Consider the following 14714-nt stretch of genomic DNA (forward strand, 5'->3'; position numbering starts at 1 on the left):
ACTCATCCTTGGATTAAAAAATCAGTGCTATCTTAAAAAGATTACAAAAAAAAGCAACCAATAGAGTGTTACAAATCACTTTAAATAAAAAAACGTGACGCACCATAGCAACTTATGCCATTCATCGTTATGCTATTTTAAGATTAGCTTAAGCTGAAAACGCTAAAATATTAGCCATATATAGCAGCTTAGTCAGCCAAGACAGAGGATTTAACTATGATGAATTTACTCAAAGACAACATCGGTATTATTATAACAATGCTCATCATTGGCGTTGTTGTGCTTGGTGGCATTTATTATGTTGAAGCAGCACTAGAAAACCAAGTTCAAGTTGTAGACTAATTATTTGATTTCATCTGTTGGTTTGCCGTCTTCTTCAGGCGCTTCAATAACCAGCAGGTGGTCCATCAAATGCGTTACCCCCGTCAGTATTAGCGATAGCATAATAACGGGGGTGATAATATTTGCTAATCCTTCAACAAAATACCCCGTCACACCAGCGATTACTGCAGTATAAAAACCAATCACTTTTAGTATCGTTAGAATTCCATGACGTCCTAACCACGCCTGACAATGATAACATTGTATTTGCGCCGAAAACCCTTTGCCGCGTGTTCCAGTAACTTTACTGACCGAAATAGGTTTGTGGCAATGTGCACACTGTAAGGCAGCCATAGATAGCCTATCTAAAAATAAAAAGTGCGTAAGTTTAGCAAATTATCGTCAAACTTCATCCAATAACTTATCATTAGCGTTCTACCATTCTACAGGACGTTAATCATGCCAAGAATTCTGTTTGTTATTTGCTGTCTCATCAGCTTAATTAGCTTTTCTGGTAATAGCTTTGCTGCTGAAGTTGAACCAGCAACAAGCAAAAAAATTCAACAATTACAAAACACCATTGATACTGATGTCGCTTGGCTTAAAACAGCTAAAGGTGAGCTTAAAGATGTCAGTGAATATCGCATTCGTCATAAAACCAATTTATTACGCCAAGAGCTCGCTACACTAGTTAATCAGCCAGAACCCGATTTAGCTTACTTAGTTCCGCAAGTGAATAAGCAATTAATCTTTCTTGATAAAGTCGGCCAATACATCGATGAAAGAACCACTGAACTCCAATTGAAGCTTGGTGGAGATAATGACGCAGTCATTATGCAACAAATTATCAAACGTGAAGAAGACCGAGATCATTATTTACAAGCTGAACTCGAAACTATCGCTTGGGGCAAACTACTGAATATCAGTGTTGATAATGCTGAAGCAGCTTTAACAGCAGAAGTGTTGCTGAGAGCAGATTACTTTGAAAGCTTAGTCACTTACACCCAAGCACAGCTAAAAAAAGCGGTAGCCGATGCATCTAATGCTGGAGCAGATGTCAGTGCTGAACAGAAGAGTAAGGTTTCATTACTTAAAGATCGCTTAGCAATGCACACCTCAAGCTTGAATGTTGCGGTCGAAATGCTCGAAGCTCTTGGTCAAGACACGACTCAAATCAAGCAAACATTATTCAGTGTATCTGGTGATATTACTCAAGACGTTCTTAACTTTGATGTCGCCTCAAGTCTTATCGAAGAATGGATGACCATCGCTAAAAATCAAGCCTTGGAAAATGGCGCAGGGATGACGTTTAAAATCGTCATCTTCTTGATCATTATTTTCCTTACCAGCTTGGTTGCCAAACTCGTGAGAAAGGTGGTTCGTAAAGCCGTCAACTCATCTAAGTTGCAATTTAGCATTTTGCTGCAAGACTTCTTTACTTCGATTTCAGGCAATGTGATTTATGCTTTAGGTCTATTGATTGCCTTATCTCAGCTTGGGTTTGAATTAGCACCATTGCTCGCAGGTTTTGGTATCGCGGGTGTAATTATTGGTTTTGCATTGCAAGATACATTATCAAACTTTGCTTCAGGCATGATGATTCTAATTTATCGTCCCTATGATGTCGGTGACCTAATTAACGCAGCAGGTGTAACGGGTCGCGTCAGCCATATGAGCCTTGTATCGACCACGGTGAAAACCTTAGATAACCAAAGACTGATCATTCCAAATAATAAAATTTGGGGCGACACCATTAATAACATCACTGTAGAGCAAGAGCGCCGTGTTGATATGACATTTGGAATTGGTTATGGGGATGACATCCCTAAAGCAGAAAAGATATTAACAGATATCGTGATGGCGCATCCTAAGGTTAAACAGTTCCCTGAGCCTATGATTAAGCTACATACACTTGGCGAGTCATCAGTGGATTTCATTGTTCGACCATGGGCTGCCCCCCTCGATTACTGGGATGTATATTGGGACATTACTCGCGAAGTGAAAATGCAATTTGATGCACAAGGAGTCAGTATTCCTTTCCCACAACGCGATGTGCATATTTACCACGAAAAATCTGCAGATTAAGCCTGCAGCTTATCTAACAATACAAAAAGCCCGAGCTATCTGCTCGGGCTTTTTAATGATTAACTGCAAGCGTAAACTTACTCATCTAAACAAGTTACTCAAACTATTTATCTAAGTAGGTCATCGAGCCTAATAAGTGTGGACGGCGACCTTTAATATCTCGCATTTCAAAACGCTTACCGTTTTCCATACTTTCAAATGCAAATGTCACTTCAGATGGCATAAACACGGGTAACTTAAATTCCACATCGACTTTAAATGGACGCTCGCCAATAAACTGCATTAACGCCGCTAAAGAACGCGCTTTAGACCACATTCCGTGTGCCAGCACTCTTTCAAAACCAAATCGTTTGGACACAATGGGGTGCAAATGAATCAGATTATAATCCCCTGATGCTTTGGCATACTGTCGGCCTAAGTCTTCAGGTAATTTCCAAGTGAGTGCATCTTCCCAAACCATATCTGAGCCACGTGGTGGTCTTGCTCTGCGCCCTTTTGACTCAATACGATAAAGATAAGTTGATAATGCTTCCCACACTAACTCTTCGCCCACATAAATTTTAGAGGCTAATTCAAACTCTAGCCCTGTGTCAGTGGTTTTGCTTGAGGTGAGCTCACACTGAACATCAAAGGTTTCATCAACATTAATTGGACGATACAAGCTAATGCTATTTTTTAAGTGGATCATCCCTAAAAGCGGGAAGGTAATCGCTTTATGAGTAAAAACAGTTGCATGCAATCTAAAGGCAAGTACGTACAAGAACGTTGGCGGTAATACCTTGCCATCAAAATCGAACTCACAGACATCTGCATATTGACGGACTTTTTTGTCAGCAACATTAATACCTTTAGCCTGAACATAAACATTCGGCAAAGGTTGCTGATCCCAACCCGGTTTACGCGTGAGTAATATTTTTCGATATAGTGACAACAACGATGGCATCGAAGCTAGTTCTATAGAGTAATCGTGACTCAAAGAGCACCCTTTCTGTATTAAGTGAAACGCAGTATTTAGACTGACTAAATACTGCGTCACAATTGTTTCAATATCGATATTATACATCGACTTGTAATACATCAGTAAAAAAAATACGTTTTAGGCTGTTATTCCAACATATAAAATATTTTTTATTTACACTCTAGTCACACTGCTTATCCCAACAATCGATAACGGTCGCACCCGCTTGTTGCAATAATTGTGGAACGGTTTCCTGACCAACAACATGACCTGCGCCCACCACCACGAATAAGGTTTGGTAATCGGATTCAGCGAGAATGTCGAAAATACGTTTACTCATAGTGTGGTTTCTTTGCCACAGCAACTTATCGAGCAATTCATCCGAGTCTTCCGCTTGATCCTCCATTATGTCGGCTATCGCTTTATGATCGCCACTGCGCCATGCATTAATCAACGCCAACATATCCTCGTCAGTCGCATTAATCGCTTCATCGAGTAACTGTTGTTGGGTCTTATCAGAAAATGATGAAATCAAATCAAATTGAAACTGTACACTTTCAAGCTCAAGTAGCGGTTTACTCAGATCTCTCGCAACAAACGTGACATCAACACCAGCTTCTGGGCTAAAGCCCAATGATGCAAACCGAGCGACTCCAATTTGGTTTGCTTGAAGCCAGGTAGCCAAAGGCTTAAGACCATCACACATGGTTTGGTTTTTGGCACAAAACATAGGATAACGTTGGTTTAAATCACTTTGTTTATTCGCAGTAGCAAAACCATATTGTTGTAATAATTGCTGCACATTGGCTTTAGTCACATCCGCTTCAATAACAAGCGCATCTGAATCGACGAATGCTTGTTCAATTTGCAGCGGTAAAGGATAAAAGTCAGCCTTACCAATGTGGATAGAGCCTAATACGTATACTGTTTTACCTTGATATGTAGCCTTAAAAAATGGCGGTTTATCTGACTCAGCTGCAAAAGCTGTTGCAGCGATAACCAAGCTTGATAGGCAAAGGAAAACCAGCATCATAATGCCGCTAAGCCTTTTATTTTCTCCAAAGCGTTGCATCATTGGCACTTTTCCCTTCGTTTGACTTGTTAGTAACATGCCAGCCCCTTATAATTTAGCTTAATATTATGATGTTGAATGAGGCTATCATGCCGTATACCCAAGTTATCCAGCAATTAAAAGAAAGTCTGCAAACAGGATACCGTCAAGCCATTGATGCCGATAAAAGACTCGACGAATTACGTCAAGCTGGCCATGGTAAGTTTGTGGCAATCTTTACTGAAGAACAAGGTTTTACGCAAAAAAGTAATCGTTTTTTGCCGTATGTTCAGGAACTTGCAAATGAGTTAGAAGAGCTACAAGGCCTTACTCATATTCCACCTGAAGCGCTTGAAGCTCATGTACAAAAAATTGCAGCGTTATTGAAAACGCTGCATTTATTTAAACAAAACACTAAATAAGTGTTGTTTAAGCCCCAGATAAAAAAGCAGCCATTAGGCTGCTTTTTTATTTGTTCTACATGCCCCTTCCTCAACCTACCAATGCAAAAGTAGCGATATATGACATAACTTTTAATACTTTGGTTTTAAACTCTATTTCACTGTTAACGACATATTTCTGTCATTTTCCTGCCATAGACTGATGAATTAATTTGCTATGGAATTGATTAGATGAGCGTTATAGATTTAGAAAAAGAACTGAATAAGATAATTGCTAAACAATCTATCAATGCCATTTTTCAGCCAATTTTTAATATCACTAACCAGAAAGTGCATGGCTTTGAAGCATTGAGCCGCGGCCCTGAACATAGTCCGCTTTTTTCTCCTGTGCCTTTATTCAAAACTGCTGAGCATATGGATAAACTCAGCGAGTTAGAAACCTTATGTCGCAGCATCTCAATTAATGCATTTAAAACCTGCGAGTTGAAAGGCAAGTTATTCATCAATATCTCACCTAAAGCCCTTCTCGATCCTGATCATCCCAAAGGCTTAACCTTACAACTCATTAAACAAATGGGTCTGCGCCCTGAAGATGTTGTTATTGAACTGTCAGAGCAGTATCCCGCAGATGATATCGATTTACTCAAAGACTGCTTGAACCACTATCGTAACCAAGGTTTCTTAACCGCAATTGATGATTTGGGCGCTGGATATTCTGGATTACGTTTATGGTCAGAATTAGCCCCTGACTACGTCAAAATTGACCGTCATTTTATTCATCAGATAGATAGCACACCAGTTAAGCAAGAATTCGTTCGCTCCATTGTGGAACTATGCCAAAACCTAACCTGTAAAGTAATTGCTGAAGGCATAGAAACACCTGCTGAGCTCACCATGCTGAAACAACTGGGAGTCACATATTGTCAGGGGTATTTGTTAGGGCGCCCTAATATCAAACCCAATACATACATGAGTTCGGAATTAGTATCAGCACCATTAGCGCCGCAAAATCGCTATTGCGAAACAGCTGAAAGCCTATGTGCACCTGCTAATATCGCGACTCCAGAGACTAAGCTCAAACAACTCAGCGAGCAATTCATCAACCAGCCTGCGCTTCAAGCAATTGTTATCGCAGATAATGGACAAGCCAAAGGGATTGTTAGCCGTAATCATATTTTAGAGTTGTTTAGCACACCTTATGGCAGAGCGTTACATGAAAACCACCCTGCAAGTGCGGTAATGGATAAGCAAGTCTTTCAAATCGATGCCAGCGAGCCATTGTCAACGGTCAGCCAATTACTCACTTCTGAGCACTCCACCACAGTAGCGCAGCAATTTATCATTCTTCGACAGGGTAAACTTATCGGTATTGGCCACACAAAAGATTTATTGCAACGCATAACAGAATACCGAATAAAAGTCGCAAGGCACGCTAATCCCTTGAGCAATTTGCCGGGAAATGTACCCATACAAGAAGAGTTGAAACGATTACGTTCCCAAAAGAAAGCCTTCTACTTGGCCTATTTCGACTTATGTCACTTTAAACCTTATAACGATATCTACGGGTTTTCACGTGGCGATGAAGTCATTATGGAAGTTGCTAATCTGCTCACTCATTACCAGAACGAACATAGCTTTGTCGGCCATATTGGCGGCGATGATTTTGTGATGATCAGCACTTGCTCTGAGGCTATTACTCACTTTCAAATGATCGTTGCGCAATTTGAAAAAAGTAAACGGACTTATTACTCTACTGAACACTGGCAAGCGCAAACCGTATACGCCAATGATCGTCAGGATAAAAAAGTACTTCATCCGTTGATCTCATTATGCGTAGGGGTGTTATCACCGAATTTGACGATACAAACCAGTGATAATGAATTATCTATGCTCAGTGCAGAAGCTAAAAAGCAGGCTAAATTTGCCAAGAATGGCTTTTATTTCTCAAATCATAACCAACAAAAAACAGCTTAATTCAATTAAGCTGTTTGTAGTGTGTTTGCATACTTGGCTATGGGATAAATGTTAGCCCTAAAGCTTTGGTGCAACCGTTTTATTAAGCCAGTCTTTTAACATGGTGGATTCATACTGAAACGGCTTTTGATTGCGTTTTGAATGAGTGCCATACATAAAGTTCATATCAATAAGTTTCTCGTCACCTGCCATAATCACTTTATCACCTTCAGTGATGCTGTAAGTAAAAGTCATTCTTGGCGGATATAAATCCTTCACGATACGAAGCTCATTGGCAGTTGTTGCGCCAAATGTAGGACGTAAATCCCCCGCTAAATCCACATCTGAAACTTGCATTTCAAGCTTTTGATTTGGTTTAAGCACTTTCTCAGCTTCTTTGTTCAAATTTTCGGTAATCGTATCGAAAAAGCGTTGTTGAAAACGGGATTTGACTTCAGTAGCCGTTTTTAAGTCGCGATATTTCTTAGGCTCTTGCCATTCGACTTTTACAACCCCTTCTTCTGTCATTGGGTTCGCAATCACTTCTTCATCTGCAATAGCAACATTACACATTAATGCGCCTGCAATAAGTAGATGTTTAACTTTCATTTGTCGTCTCCTGGCTATATCTATCTAAAACCTAATCTATGCCACTAGTATAAAAACTTAACCTGTATATCAGCTTAACGTAAAGCAGTTAACTTTGCTGTAGGAAATATGCCTATATAGACACAAGATAATCAACTAAACGCTCAAAAATACATCAAGCACTGTTCAGTTTGTATTCAGCAAGGCTTCGCTAATATACATCCCAAGCAAACGCACAGTACCAATACAAGGTAGCTGTTAAACAAAACTCTGTTAGCGTCACTGCAATTATCGCTCAAGGAATTAGCGCCAATACAAACCTACGTGTATGACTGGAGTAATAATATGAACAACATCTCAACTCAAACGACTTTCTCAACGACTGGTATGACTAAAAAACTATCTTTAGCCGCAACTTTCTTTATTGCTTTAGTCGTTTCATCTTCTAGTTTCGCTTATCAATTTGATGTTGATGCTCAAGGAGAGCAAGCGATTAAAGAACATCGTCAATTAATGGTTCAACATATGGCTTCTGCAGAGCAAGAGTACTCTGCCGAGCTAAATCAAGACTTCGACAAGCAAATGAAGACCGCTGAAAGTAAGTTTTTAGACCAAAAGTGCGAACAACGTGGTTTAGATTTCGATACACGCTCAGAAGTATGTGATGGATAATTAGCCATCTACCGTATACAAATAAAAATGCAGTCACTGATTAAGCAGTGACTGCATTTTTTCTTCAAGAATTTGAAAAGAGTCCAGCTTTATAATACAGGTAAGCTTAAAACGGAAAACGTGCACTCAACTTAGGATAATTCTTTCTTAAGTCTTTCTTCTTGGTGCTGAACTTTTTACCTTGTGGTGTATGTTGACCTGAAGGAATAAAGGGTAACTCATCACCCGTTCTATCTTCATACAGTTGACCAGCAATTAAATCATAATCTTCAATAAACGGGTAAGCCGAATCGTCTTTTGTGGGCCACAACTCAATATCACCTAGGCAGTCAGGGTCAGCAATCACCTTGTTATACCACTGCTCACCTAATGACAAAATAAAGCCTCTAAATTCAGCAAAGGCATAATCTGAATCACATCCAGTGATGATGTAAGCAGCGCCCCAAATATCCCAGTTATAACTGCGTCGCATTTGTTGACCGAATATTTTATCGAATGCAGCTAATGATCCATCATCTAGTGGCGTCAGTTTATCTTTTAATGCGTCATGGCATTGCTGCTCAGATTGCTGCGGCTCAGTTCGGGTTACCAGTGACCAAAAGTCAGCTTCTGTCATTTCACTTTTCCTAAATTCTTTTGCAAACAACTCACAAAATTGATTCTTCTCGCGGTATTCTACACCACATAAAATCTAAAACCTTACAGCCTATATCTAATCGCTATGAATAAACTCAGTCCTATCAGCACCAAACCACCACGCAGACTCATTATTCTGATGACATTTTATGTTTTGTTATCCATTCTTGCATTATTGCGTTCATACTCCATCCAAGGGATAGACTTGTTTACTATTGGCGTGATCCCGGTACTTTTCGGCCTTATAAAGCGAACCCATTGGGCTAGCATGGTATTTAAAATTTACTTAGGTATTCAAACATTAGCCGCGTTAGCACTGACCACGACCGCCATCATTGCCTATCAAATCGCCCCTGAAGATGTAAAAGTAGAGTTTCAAGGTACTGAGCTTCCCATTCCAGCAATCGCTTTAACCGTACTGCTCATTCTCAGCTTTCAATATTGGGTCGCATTCAGTCAAAAAACCAAAGAGTACTTGCAGCGAACTTGTTAACCATTCGGGTGTTATAAGTATATTCAAAGCTAACCTTAGGTTAAAATGCACAGCATAAGACTCAATTACAAAAAAAAGAAGAAGTAGCATGAGCCATTTATCACCCAGTGAACTGTCGATTTTGCTGTTGGAGCCTTCAGAGGTTCAACGAAAAATCATCATTGCTAAATTACACCAAGAAGGTGTTGATAGCATTCAAACAGCATCTAATCTTACTGAAGCTAAAGACATCATTGCCCGCCATACACCTGATTTAATTGTTAGTGCATTACATTTTGAAGATGGTGAGGCCACAGAACTCTTAAGTTTTATTAAACAAAAATCAGCCTATCAAGATATTCAATTCATGCTGGTTTCTAGCGAATGTCGTCGTGAGCAATTAGAAATATTCAGACAATCTGGTGTCGTGGCAATTTTACCTAAACCCTTTGATGCAGACCATTTGGCTACAGCGCTAAATTCAACCATCGACCTCATTAGTAATGATGAATTAGATTTGAGTCATTTCGATGTCCAAGATATCCGAACTTTAGTTGTCGATGATAGCCGAATGGCACGTAACGTCATTAAACGCACTATAGGTAATTTAGGGATAAGAATTATCAGTGAAGCCGAAGATGGAGCTAAAGCCATTGAGCTTATGCAACAACAAATGTTTGATTTGGTCATCACTGATTACAATATGCCTAGTGTTGATGGATTAGCATTAACTCAATACATTCGTAATCAAAGCCAGCAATCACATATTCCGATTTTAATGGTCTCCTCCGAAGCAAACGACACTCATTTAAGTAACGTTTCCAGTGCCGGTGTTAACGCCTTATGTGACAAACCTTTCGAACCTAAACTCGTCAAACAACTGCTTTACCAACTATTAGAAGAATAGCCTGCTCAAAAAGTAAATGACTTTTGGCTCTTCGTCACTAGTCATTTTCACTGATGAAATAGCCCAATTGGCTATTTTACGCCTTAAATGTCGCCAAAATGCCATATCGCTACACATTAATCAGATAAAAGGCTTTTAAACCCCCATGGCTTATGGCATGTTAATCTAGTTTTAAATAAACACATCTATGGAAAGCAGAGAATACAACATGAACAAAAGTGAATTAATTGCAAAAATTGCAGAAAATGCTGAGCTGACTAAAGCTGAAGCTGGTCGCGCACTAAAGTCTTTTGAAGAAGCTGTTACTGAAGCCATGAAAAGTGGTGACAAGATTTCTATCGTAGGTTTTGGTTCTTTTGAAACCTCAGTTCGTGCAGCACGTACTGGCCGTAACCCACAAACCGGCAAAGAAATCCAAATTGCTGAAGCGACTGTACCAAAATTCAAAGCTGGTAAAACACTGAAAGATAGCGTTAATTAAATTAACAGCTTGAATTATAAAACCTCCCCATGGGAGGTTTTTTTATGCCTTTTTCTACAGAACTAGGTTTAAAGTACAGGAATAGCGCACAAATCTTGCACACTAAAAGTGCAACCCTGCTTCATATCCATGCAACATTTTTGCTACAAGTCGGTGCAGAAACAGCTAAATATCTGAAAATGTAGCAATTTCAAACATGGCACACCATTAGCAATACCTCATACAGATAAAATCAACATTGAACATTGCTGCCCGATTACTAAGCAACAAGTTCAGTGATAAGAAAAACTTGAGGGAATGAAAATGAAAACATCGATATATAAAGCTATTGCGCTATCAACAGGTTTATTACTCAGTGGTTCTGCTTTAGCAGAAGTCACAGGTAACATCGGAGCGACATCAAATTACCTTTGGCGCGGTGTAAGCCAAACTGATAACGGCGCAGCTGTGCAAGGTGGCATTGATTACGCTGCTGATTCTGGCTTTTATGTTGGCGGTTGGGCTTCAAATGTCGATTTTGGTGATGGCACAAGTTACGAACTAGATATCTATGCGGGTTACGGTGGTAACATTACTGAAGACTTAAGCTATGACATCAACTACCTTTACTACGCTTACCCAGATTCACCAGGAAGTGTTGATTTTGGTGAAGTAACAGTTGGTCTAGCATGGAAATGGTTAGATGTTTCATACTCTCACACTGTCAATGGTGGTGATGATATCGCTGCTGAGCCATTAGACTCTGCGGACATGATGTATGCACAAGCTAACTTAACGTTCCCATTGACTGAAAAATTGTCTCTGGGCGTTCATTACGGCTACTCTGATGGTGATGTCATCATGAGCTGGTTCGATACTGATAGCTACTCTGAATATAATGTGTCACTGAGCGCAGATACAGATTACGGTACAGTGTCATTCACTGCATCTGATACTGACTTAGATGAAGATGACGCTAAAATTGTTTTAGGTTACTCATATAGCTTCGGTTTATAAGGCTTAAACATTACTTTCTCAATTGAGGAAGTATGATTACAGCATGTTAAGCACTAAAAGCGCCACTCATTCAGAGTGGCGTTTTTAATGGCAATAATAAAATTTTCGATTCTACAATTAAGCAAAAATTTAAATACCTGCTACATTCAAAATATATGACTGATGAGGTGTAAGCGCAGACATTCTTCCGTCCTATTTTCAGTTCCATTCAACATTGACGTTACCGGCACAAACTAACCTGTGAACAATCAGGGCAGGTTTACCTTTACATTTAGCACTGGTGTTACGACTCACGCTAAACCGTTAGTCAAGAATGATATAGAGGGTAGAACGATGGCCAATATTACAGAAACCATTCCCAATGACACAGAAATTGAAGCAATGGTCACGCCTAGAAATAAGCGTTCAGCTGAGATTATTGAACGGAAAAGACAAGTGAAACGTCGTTTAGATGATTATTTAGAACAAGCAGAATTACGTAAAAATCTAGATGATGAATTATTCTAGCCTGAGTAAACTATTGCAGCGTTATCAGGCTAATTCTTTTCAGGCTTCGGCTCCAACCTAATATTAAGACTTTAAAAAGTATGCAAGACCACTGCACTCTAGATAAATAGAGCAAGCCGGATAAATCACTTTGCCACAGTCAGTAATGATGAGCGCATTTCCGCCTCTTTCTCTTGTTTGTACTTTTAATTCTTTGTGCAGTGTATTGATACTAGGAGCACCAAATTCGATTGCCTCTTGAGTATTAGCGCAAAAAGTCGTCATCACTTCACCAAGAGGTTCATTATCATGATTATACAGCTCACTAGGTTGATAAATATCCACAGTAGATGCAACGCCTTGATAAGTAATATATTCATCAGCATTGGTTCTGAACGAAATACCGTTACAGCCACCTAAAACAATTGAAACAGTAAGTAATACACTCAAAGGAAGTATTTTGGTTGAGATTTTCATTGTTTGTTTTCCTTGTCTGTAGAGGCATACACTCCCTGTGTATGCCGTGTTGAATAATCCTAATCGCTAATTAGCTTTCTAAAGCCTTAGCCTTTTGTTTCGCGAAGTACTCTCGGGTTAATGCAAATACCACAGGACTTAATAGAGCCAGTGCAATCAAGTTTGGAATTGCCATCATTGCATTTAATGTATCAGCAAGTAGCCAGATAAACTCAAGTGAACTGACGGCACCGATTGGTACAACCAAAGTCCAAACTAATCTAAATGGCTTAACCACTTTGTCACCAAATAAATACTGCATGCATTTTTCACTGTAAAAACTCCAACCTAAAATGGTGGTAAATGCGAATACAGCAAGTGCAACAGCGACAATATAGTTACCCATTGGCAGCGCATGTGAAAAAGCAAATGATGTTAGTGCAGCGCCCGTCTCACCTGACGTCCAAGCGCCTGAGACAATAATTGCTAATCCAGTAATAGAACACACAATGATGGTATCAATGAATGTACCTAACATCGCCACTAAGCCTTGTTTTACAGGCTCATTAGTTTGCGCAGCCGCATGGGCTATCGGCGCACTACCTAAACCCGCTTCATTTGAAAACACACCACGCGCCACACCAAAACGAATGGCAGCCCATACTGCAGCACCTGCAAAGCCACCTTGCGCAGCAACAGGGTTAAATGCACTGTGGATAATTAATTGAAATGCTGCAGGAACTTGGTCAGCATAAACCACCAATACAGCTAAACCCGCAGTGATATAAAATAAGGTCATTAACGGCACCAGCTTGCCAGCAACATCAGCAATACGCTTAATACCGCCCATCAATACAGCACCTACTAATACCATTAATACTACGCCAGTAACCCAATTAGGAACGCCAAAGTTACTGCTCATAGCATCAGCAACAGAGTTGGTTTGCACTGTATTACCAATACCAAAACCGGCTAGAGAACCTAATACTGCGAATGCTGTACCTAACCAAGCCCACTTACTGCCTAGACCATTTTTAATGTAATACATCGGGCCACCGACATGATTACCATTACCGTCTTTTTCGCGAAACTTAACCGCTAATACAGCTTCAGCAAACTTAGTTGCCATCCCAACTAAAGCAGTACACCACATCCAAAACAGTGCCCCTGGGCCACCTAAGAAAATAGCAGTCGCAACACCCGCAATATTACCAGTACCAATTGTGGCAGAAAGAGAGGTCATTAACGCATTAAAAGGGCTGATCTCACCTTTATGTTTATCATCAGAAGAATCACGTCCTGACCATAATAATTTAAAGCCTGTGCCTAATTTTAGGATTGGCATTAATTTCAATCCAATGGATAAAAATAATCCCACTCCTAAAATCATCACCAGCATGGGAACGCCCCATACTATGCCGTTTATCGTATTTACAATCGCTGTCACTTGTTCCATCGAAAACCTCATAATGAGTTAAGTATTTATTGTTATTTTCATTATTTTTAGTTGTTGTCATCACATAAGCGTTTATCAGCAACTATTGCTCCTATTGGCATGACACAAATAGAAGAGGATTCAGATTACCTTCATTACACATAAATTGGAAACACCAACACGATAATCATCTAAAAATTTACCAATATCCTCATAAAATCAGCATATTGATTGGGTTAATTTAATAAAAAAGGCACTGCTAATATTGCAGTGCCTTCATAATTTATAAAGGATTTTTATGCGTACATGGGTATGTAACACGTTTCTGGACAGAAACGTTTTAAGAGCAACAATTTTATACCTCATATAAATTGGGCTAGTTACTCAAGACCATTACTTCAATCTAATCCATTGCCTGCCGCAGGGATGTTCAGGATGAACTGAATGTCGCGATCACATGGATGTGAAAGAGCGACCTTATGTGCAGATACATCCAAGACACGCCGTAAACACATCCCTGTGGGCTCTGCGAAAACATCCATGTTTTCGAAGGTCTTGAACGCATCTACACTGGGTTTATTGTCTCTTCGATTTGACTATATTGGTGATAATTTAAAGAGCTAAAGCTAGTAGATCTTGCATTTAAAAGACTCCATTTGAATTGAGGACGCAGAGAAAATAGCGTGAGCCTGACAGGACGTCAGGCTAGCTTTCGAGGGGAAGGGACGCCCCATCGTAAGCGTTAGTGATTTTTGTAGCTTACTGAAGCAGCCTAGAAACAAAGGCTAAAGCTGGATAATTCTCCGTTGGAAATTT

General features: G+C 39.8%; 17 protein-coding genes. 10 read left to right on the forward strand and 7 right to left on the reverse strand.

Annotated elements, in window-relative coordinates:
- Positions 1-216 precede the first annotated feature (216 nt).
- Complete coding sequence (locus tag AB4153_RS05990) at positions 217-342, forward strand: hypothetical protein (protein ID WP_371996703.1); 126 nt, start codon at positions 217-219, stop codon at positions 340-342.
- Here the strand turns inward: AB4153_RS05990 and AB4153_RS05995 are convergent, their stop codons facing one another.
- Positions 343-675 (reverse strand): hypothetical protein, encoded by a 333-nt coding sequence (locus AB4153_RS05995; protein WP_229371291.1) that lies wholly within the window; start codon positions 673-675, stop codon positions 343-345. It lies immediately after the preceding gene.
- Between the two features lie 105 nt (positions 676-780).
- Between AB4153_RS05995 and AB4153_RS06000 the strand changes: the two genes are divergently transcribed.
- A complete protein-coding gene (locus AB4153_RS06000; protein WP_371996705.1) occupies positions 781-2406 on the forward strand; it encodes a mechanosensitive ion channel family protein in 1626 nt (541 codons plus the stop codon).
- Positions 2407-2509: 103 nt separating this feature from the next.
- Here the strand turns inward: AB4153_RS06000 and AB4153_RS06005 are convergent, their stop codons facing one another.
- Both AB4153_RS06005 and AB4153_RS06010 read right to left on the reverse strand, forming a co-directional pair.
- Complete coding sequence (locus AB4153_RS06005; RefSeq protein ID WP_371996707.1) at positions 2510-3382, reverse strand: MaoC family dehydratase; 873 nt, start codon at positions 3380-3382, stop codon at positions 2510-2512.
- 163 nt (positions 3383-3545) lie between these two features.
- On the reverse strand, positions 3546-4475 hold the full coding sequence (locus AB4153_RS06010; protein WP_371996709.1) for a TraB/GumN family protein: 930 nt from the start codon (positions 4473-4475) through the stop codon (positions 3546-3548).
- Between the two features lie 50 nt (positions 4476-4525).
- Between AB4153_RS06010 and AB4153_RS06015 the strand changes: the two genes are divergently transcribed.
- Both AB4153_RS06015 and AB4153_RS06020 read left to right on the forward strand, forming a co-directional pair.
- Positions 4526-4837: a prephenate dehydrogenase gene (locus tag AB4153_RS06015; RefSeq protein ID WP_371996711.1), complete on the forward strand. Its 312-nt coding sequence runs from the start codon at positions 4526-4528 to the stop codon at positions 4835-4837.
- A 210-nt stretch (positions 4838-5047) separates the two neighbouring features.
- Complete coding sequence (locus AB4153_RS06020) at positions 5048-6790, forward strand: GGDEF domain-containing protein (protein ID WP_371996712.1); 1743 nt, start codon at positions 5048-5050, stop codon at positions 6788-6790.
- 57 nt (positions 6791-6847) lie between these two features.
- Here AB4153_RS06020 and AB4153_RS06025 read toward each other — a convergent pair whose 3' ends face one another.
- A complete protein-coding gene (locus AB4153_RS06025) occupies positions 6848-7378 on the reverse strand; it encodes a DUF3016 domain-containing protein (protein WP_229371281.1) in 531 nt (176 codons plus the stop codon).
- Positions 7379-7702: 324 nt separating this feature from the next.
- Between AB4153_RS06025 and AB4153_RS06030 the strand changes: the two genes are divergently transcribed.
- Positions 7703-8029, forward strand: coding sequence for a hypothetical protein (locus AB4153_RS06030; RefSeq protein ID WP_102526644.1), 327 nt, complete (start codon positions 7703-7705; stop codon positions 8027-8029).
- 106 nt (positions 8030-8135) lie between these two features.
- Here AB4153_RS06030 and AB4153_RS06035 read toward each other — a convergent pair whose 3' ends face one another.
- Positions 8136-8645 (reverse strand): DUF4240 domain-containing protein, encoded by a 510-nt coding sequence (locus AB4153_RS06035; protein ID WP_229371277.1) that lies wholly within the window; start codon positions 8643-8645, stop codon positions 8136-8138.
- 105 nt (positions 8646-8750) lie between these two features.
- On the opposite strand from AB4153_RS06035, the gene AB4153_RS06040 reads away from it, so the two are divergent.
- The 5 genes from AB4153_RS06040 to AB4153_RS06060 all read left to right on the forward strand — a co-directional run bounded on the left by AB4153_RS06040 (position 8751) and on the right by AB4153_RS06060 (position 12028).
- Positions 8751-9158 carry a hypothetical protein gene (locus AB4153_RS06040; RefSeq protein ID WP_371996714.1) on the forward strand — a complete coding sequence of 136 codons (408 nt, stop codon included), beginning with the start codon at positions 8751-8753 and terminating at the stop codon, positions 9156-9158.
- An 88-nt stretch (positions 9159-9246) separates the two neighbouring features.
- Positions 9247-10044, forward strand: a complete 798-nt coding sequence (locus tag AB4153_RS06045) for a response regulator (RefSeq protein ID WP_102526647.1) — start codon at positions 9247-9249, stop codon at positions 10042-10044.
- 208 nt (positions 10045-10252) lie between these two features.
- Positions 10253-10525: an HU family DNA-binding protein gene (locus AB4153_RS06050; RefSeq protein WP_102526648.1), complete on the forward strand. Its 273-nt coding sequence runs from the start codon at positions 10253-10255 to the stop codon at positions 10523-10525.
- 303 nt (positions 10526-10828) lie between these two features.
- Positions 10829-11521, forward strand: a complete 693-nt coding sequence (locus AB4153_RS06055) for a TorF family putative porin (RefSeq protein WP_102526649.1) — start codon at positions 10829-10831, stop codon at positions 11519-11521.
- Between the two features lie 333 nt (positions 11522-11854).
- On the forward strand, positions 11855-12028 hold the full coding sequence (locus AB4153_RS06060; protein ID WP_198589520.1) for a hypothetical protein: 174 nt from the start codon (positions 11855-11857) through the stop codon (positions 12026-12028).
- A 63-nt stretch (positions 12029-12091) separates the two neighbouring features.
- On the opposite strand, the gene AB4153_RS06065 is transcribed toward AB4153_RS06060, so the two are convergent.
- Both AB4153_RS06065 and AB4153_RS06070 read right to left on the reverse strand, forming a co-directional pair.
- Positions 12092-12484 (reverse strand): hypothetical protein, encoded by a 393-nt coding sequence (locus AB4153_RS06065; protein ID WP_102526650.1) that lies wholly within the window; start codon positions 12482-12484, stop codon positions 12092-12094.
- A gap of 70 nt (positions 12485-12554) precedes the next feature.
- Complete coding sequence (locus tag AB4153_RS06070; protein WP_102526651.1) at positions 12555-13919, reverse strand: sodium:alanine symporter family protein; 1365 nt, start codon at positions 13917-13919, stop codon at positions 12555-12557.
- Between the last annotated feature and the right edge of the window lie 795 nt (positions 13920-14714).

It is taken from the genome of Shewanella sp. 10N.286.52.E4 (assembly GCF_041468785.1).
Lineage (GTDB): Bacteria > Pseudomonadota > Gammaproteobacteria > Enterobacterales > Shewanellaceae > Shewanella > Shewanella electrodiphila.

Bases quoted from the DNA above. Each gene is read 5' to 3' on its own strand.
- AB4153_RS05990 (WP_371996703.1), top strand. From the start codon at position 217: ATGATGAATTTACTCAAAGACAACATCGGTATTATTATAACAATGCTC.
- AB4153_RS05995 (WP_229371291.1), bottom strand. From the start codon at position 675: ATGGCTGCCTTACAGTGTGCACATTGCCACAAACCTATTTCGGTCAGT.
- AB4153_RS06000 (WP_371996705.1), top strand. From the start codon at position 781: ATGCCAAGAATTCTGTTTGTTATTTGCTGTCTCATCAGCTTAATTAGC.
- AB4153_RS06010 (WP_371996709.1), bottom strand. From the start codon at position 4,475: ATGTTACTAACAAGTCAAACGAAGGGAAAAGTGCCAATGATGCAACGC.
- AB4153_RS06015 (WP_371996711.1), top strand. From the start codon at position 4,526: ATGCCGTATACCCAAGTTATCCAGCAATTAAAAGAAAGTCTGCAAACA.
- AB4153_RS06020 (WP_371996712.1), top strand. From the start codon at position 5,048: ATGAGCGTTATAGATTTAGAAAAAGAACTGAATAAGATAATTGCTAAA.
- AB4153_RS06025 (WP_229371281.1), bottom strand. From the start codon at position 7,378: ATGAAAGTTAAACATCTACTTATTGCAGGCGCATTAATGTGTAATGTT.
- AB4153_RS06030 (WP_102526644.1), top strand. From the start codon at position 7,703: ATGAACAACATCTCAACTCAAACGACTTTCTCAACGACTGGTATGACT.
- AB4153_RS06035 (WP_229371277.1), bottom strand. From the start codon at position 8,645: ATGACAGAAGCTGACTTTTGGTCACTGGTAACCCGAACTGAGCCGCAG.
- AB4153_RS06040 (WP_371996714.1), top strand. From the start codon at position 8,751: ATGAATAAACTCAGTCCTATCAGCACCAAACCACCACGCAGACTCATT.
- AB4153_RS06045 (WP_102526647.1), top strand. From the start codon at position 9,247: ATGAGCCATTTATCACCCAGTGAACTGTCGATTTTGCTGTTGGAGCCT.
- AB4153_RS06050 (WP_102526648.1), top strand. From the start codon at position 10,253: ATGAACAAAAGTGAATTAATTGCAAAAATTGCAGAAAATGCTGAGCTG.
- AB4153_RS06055 (WP_102526649.1), top strand. From the start codon at position 10,829: ATGAAAACATCGATATATAAAGCTATTGCGCTATCAACAGGTTTATTA.
- AB4153_RS06060 (WP_198589520.1), top strand. From the start codon at position 11,855: ATGGCCAATATTACAGAAACCATTCCCAATGACACAGAAATTGAAGCA.
- AB4153_RS06065 (WP_102526650.1), bottom strand. From the start codon at position 12,484: ATGAAAATCTCAACCAAAATACTTCCTTTGAGTGTATTACTTACTGTT.
- AB4153_RS06070 (WP_102526651.1), bottom strand. From the start codon at position 13,919: ATGGAACAAGTGACAGCGATTGTAAATACGATAAACGGCATAGTATGG.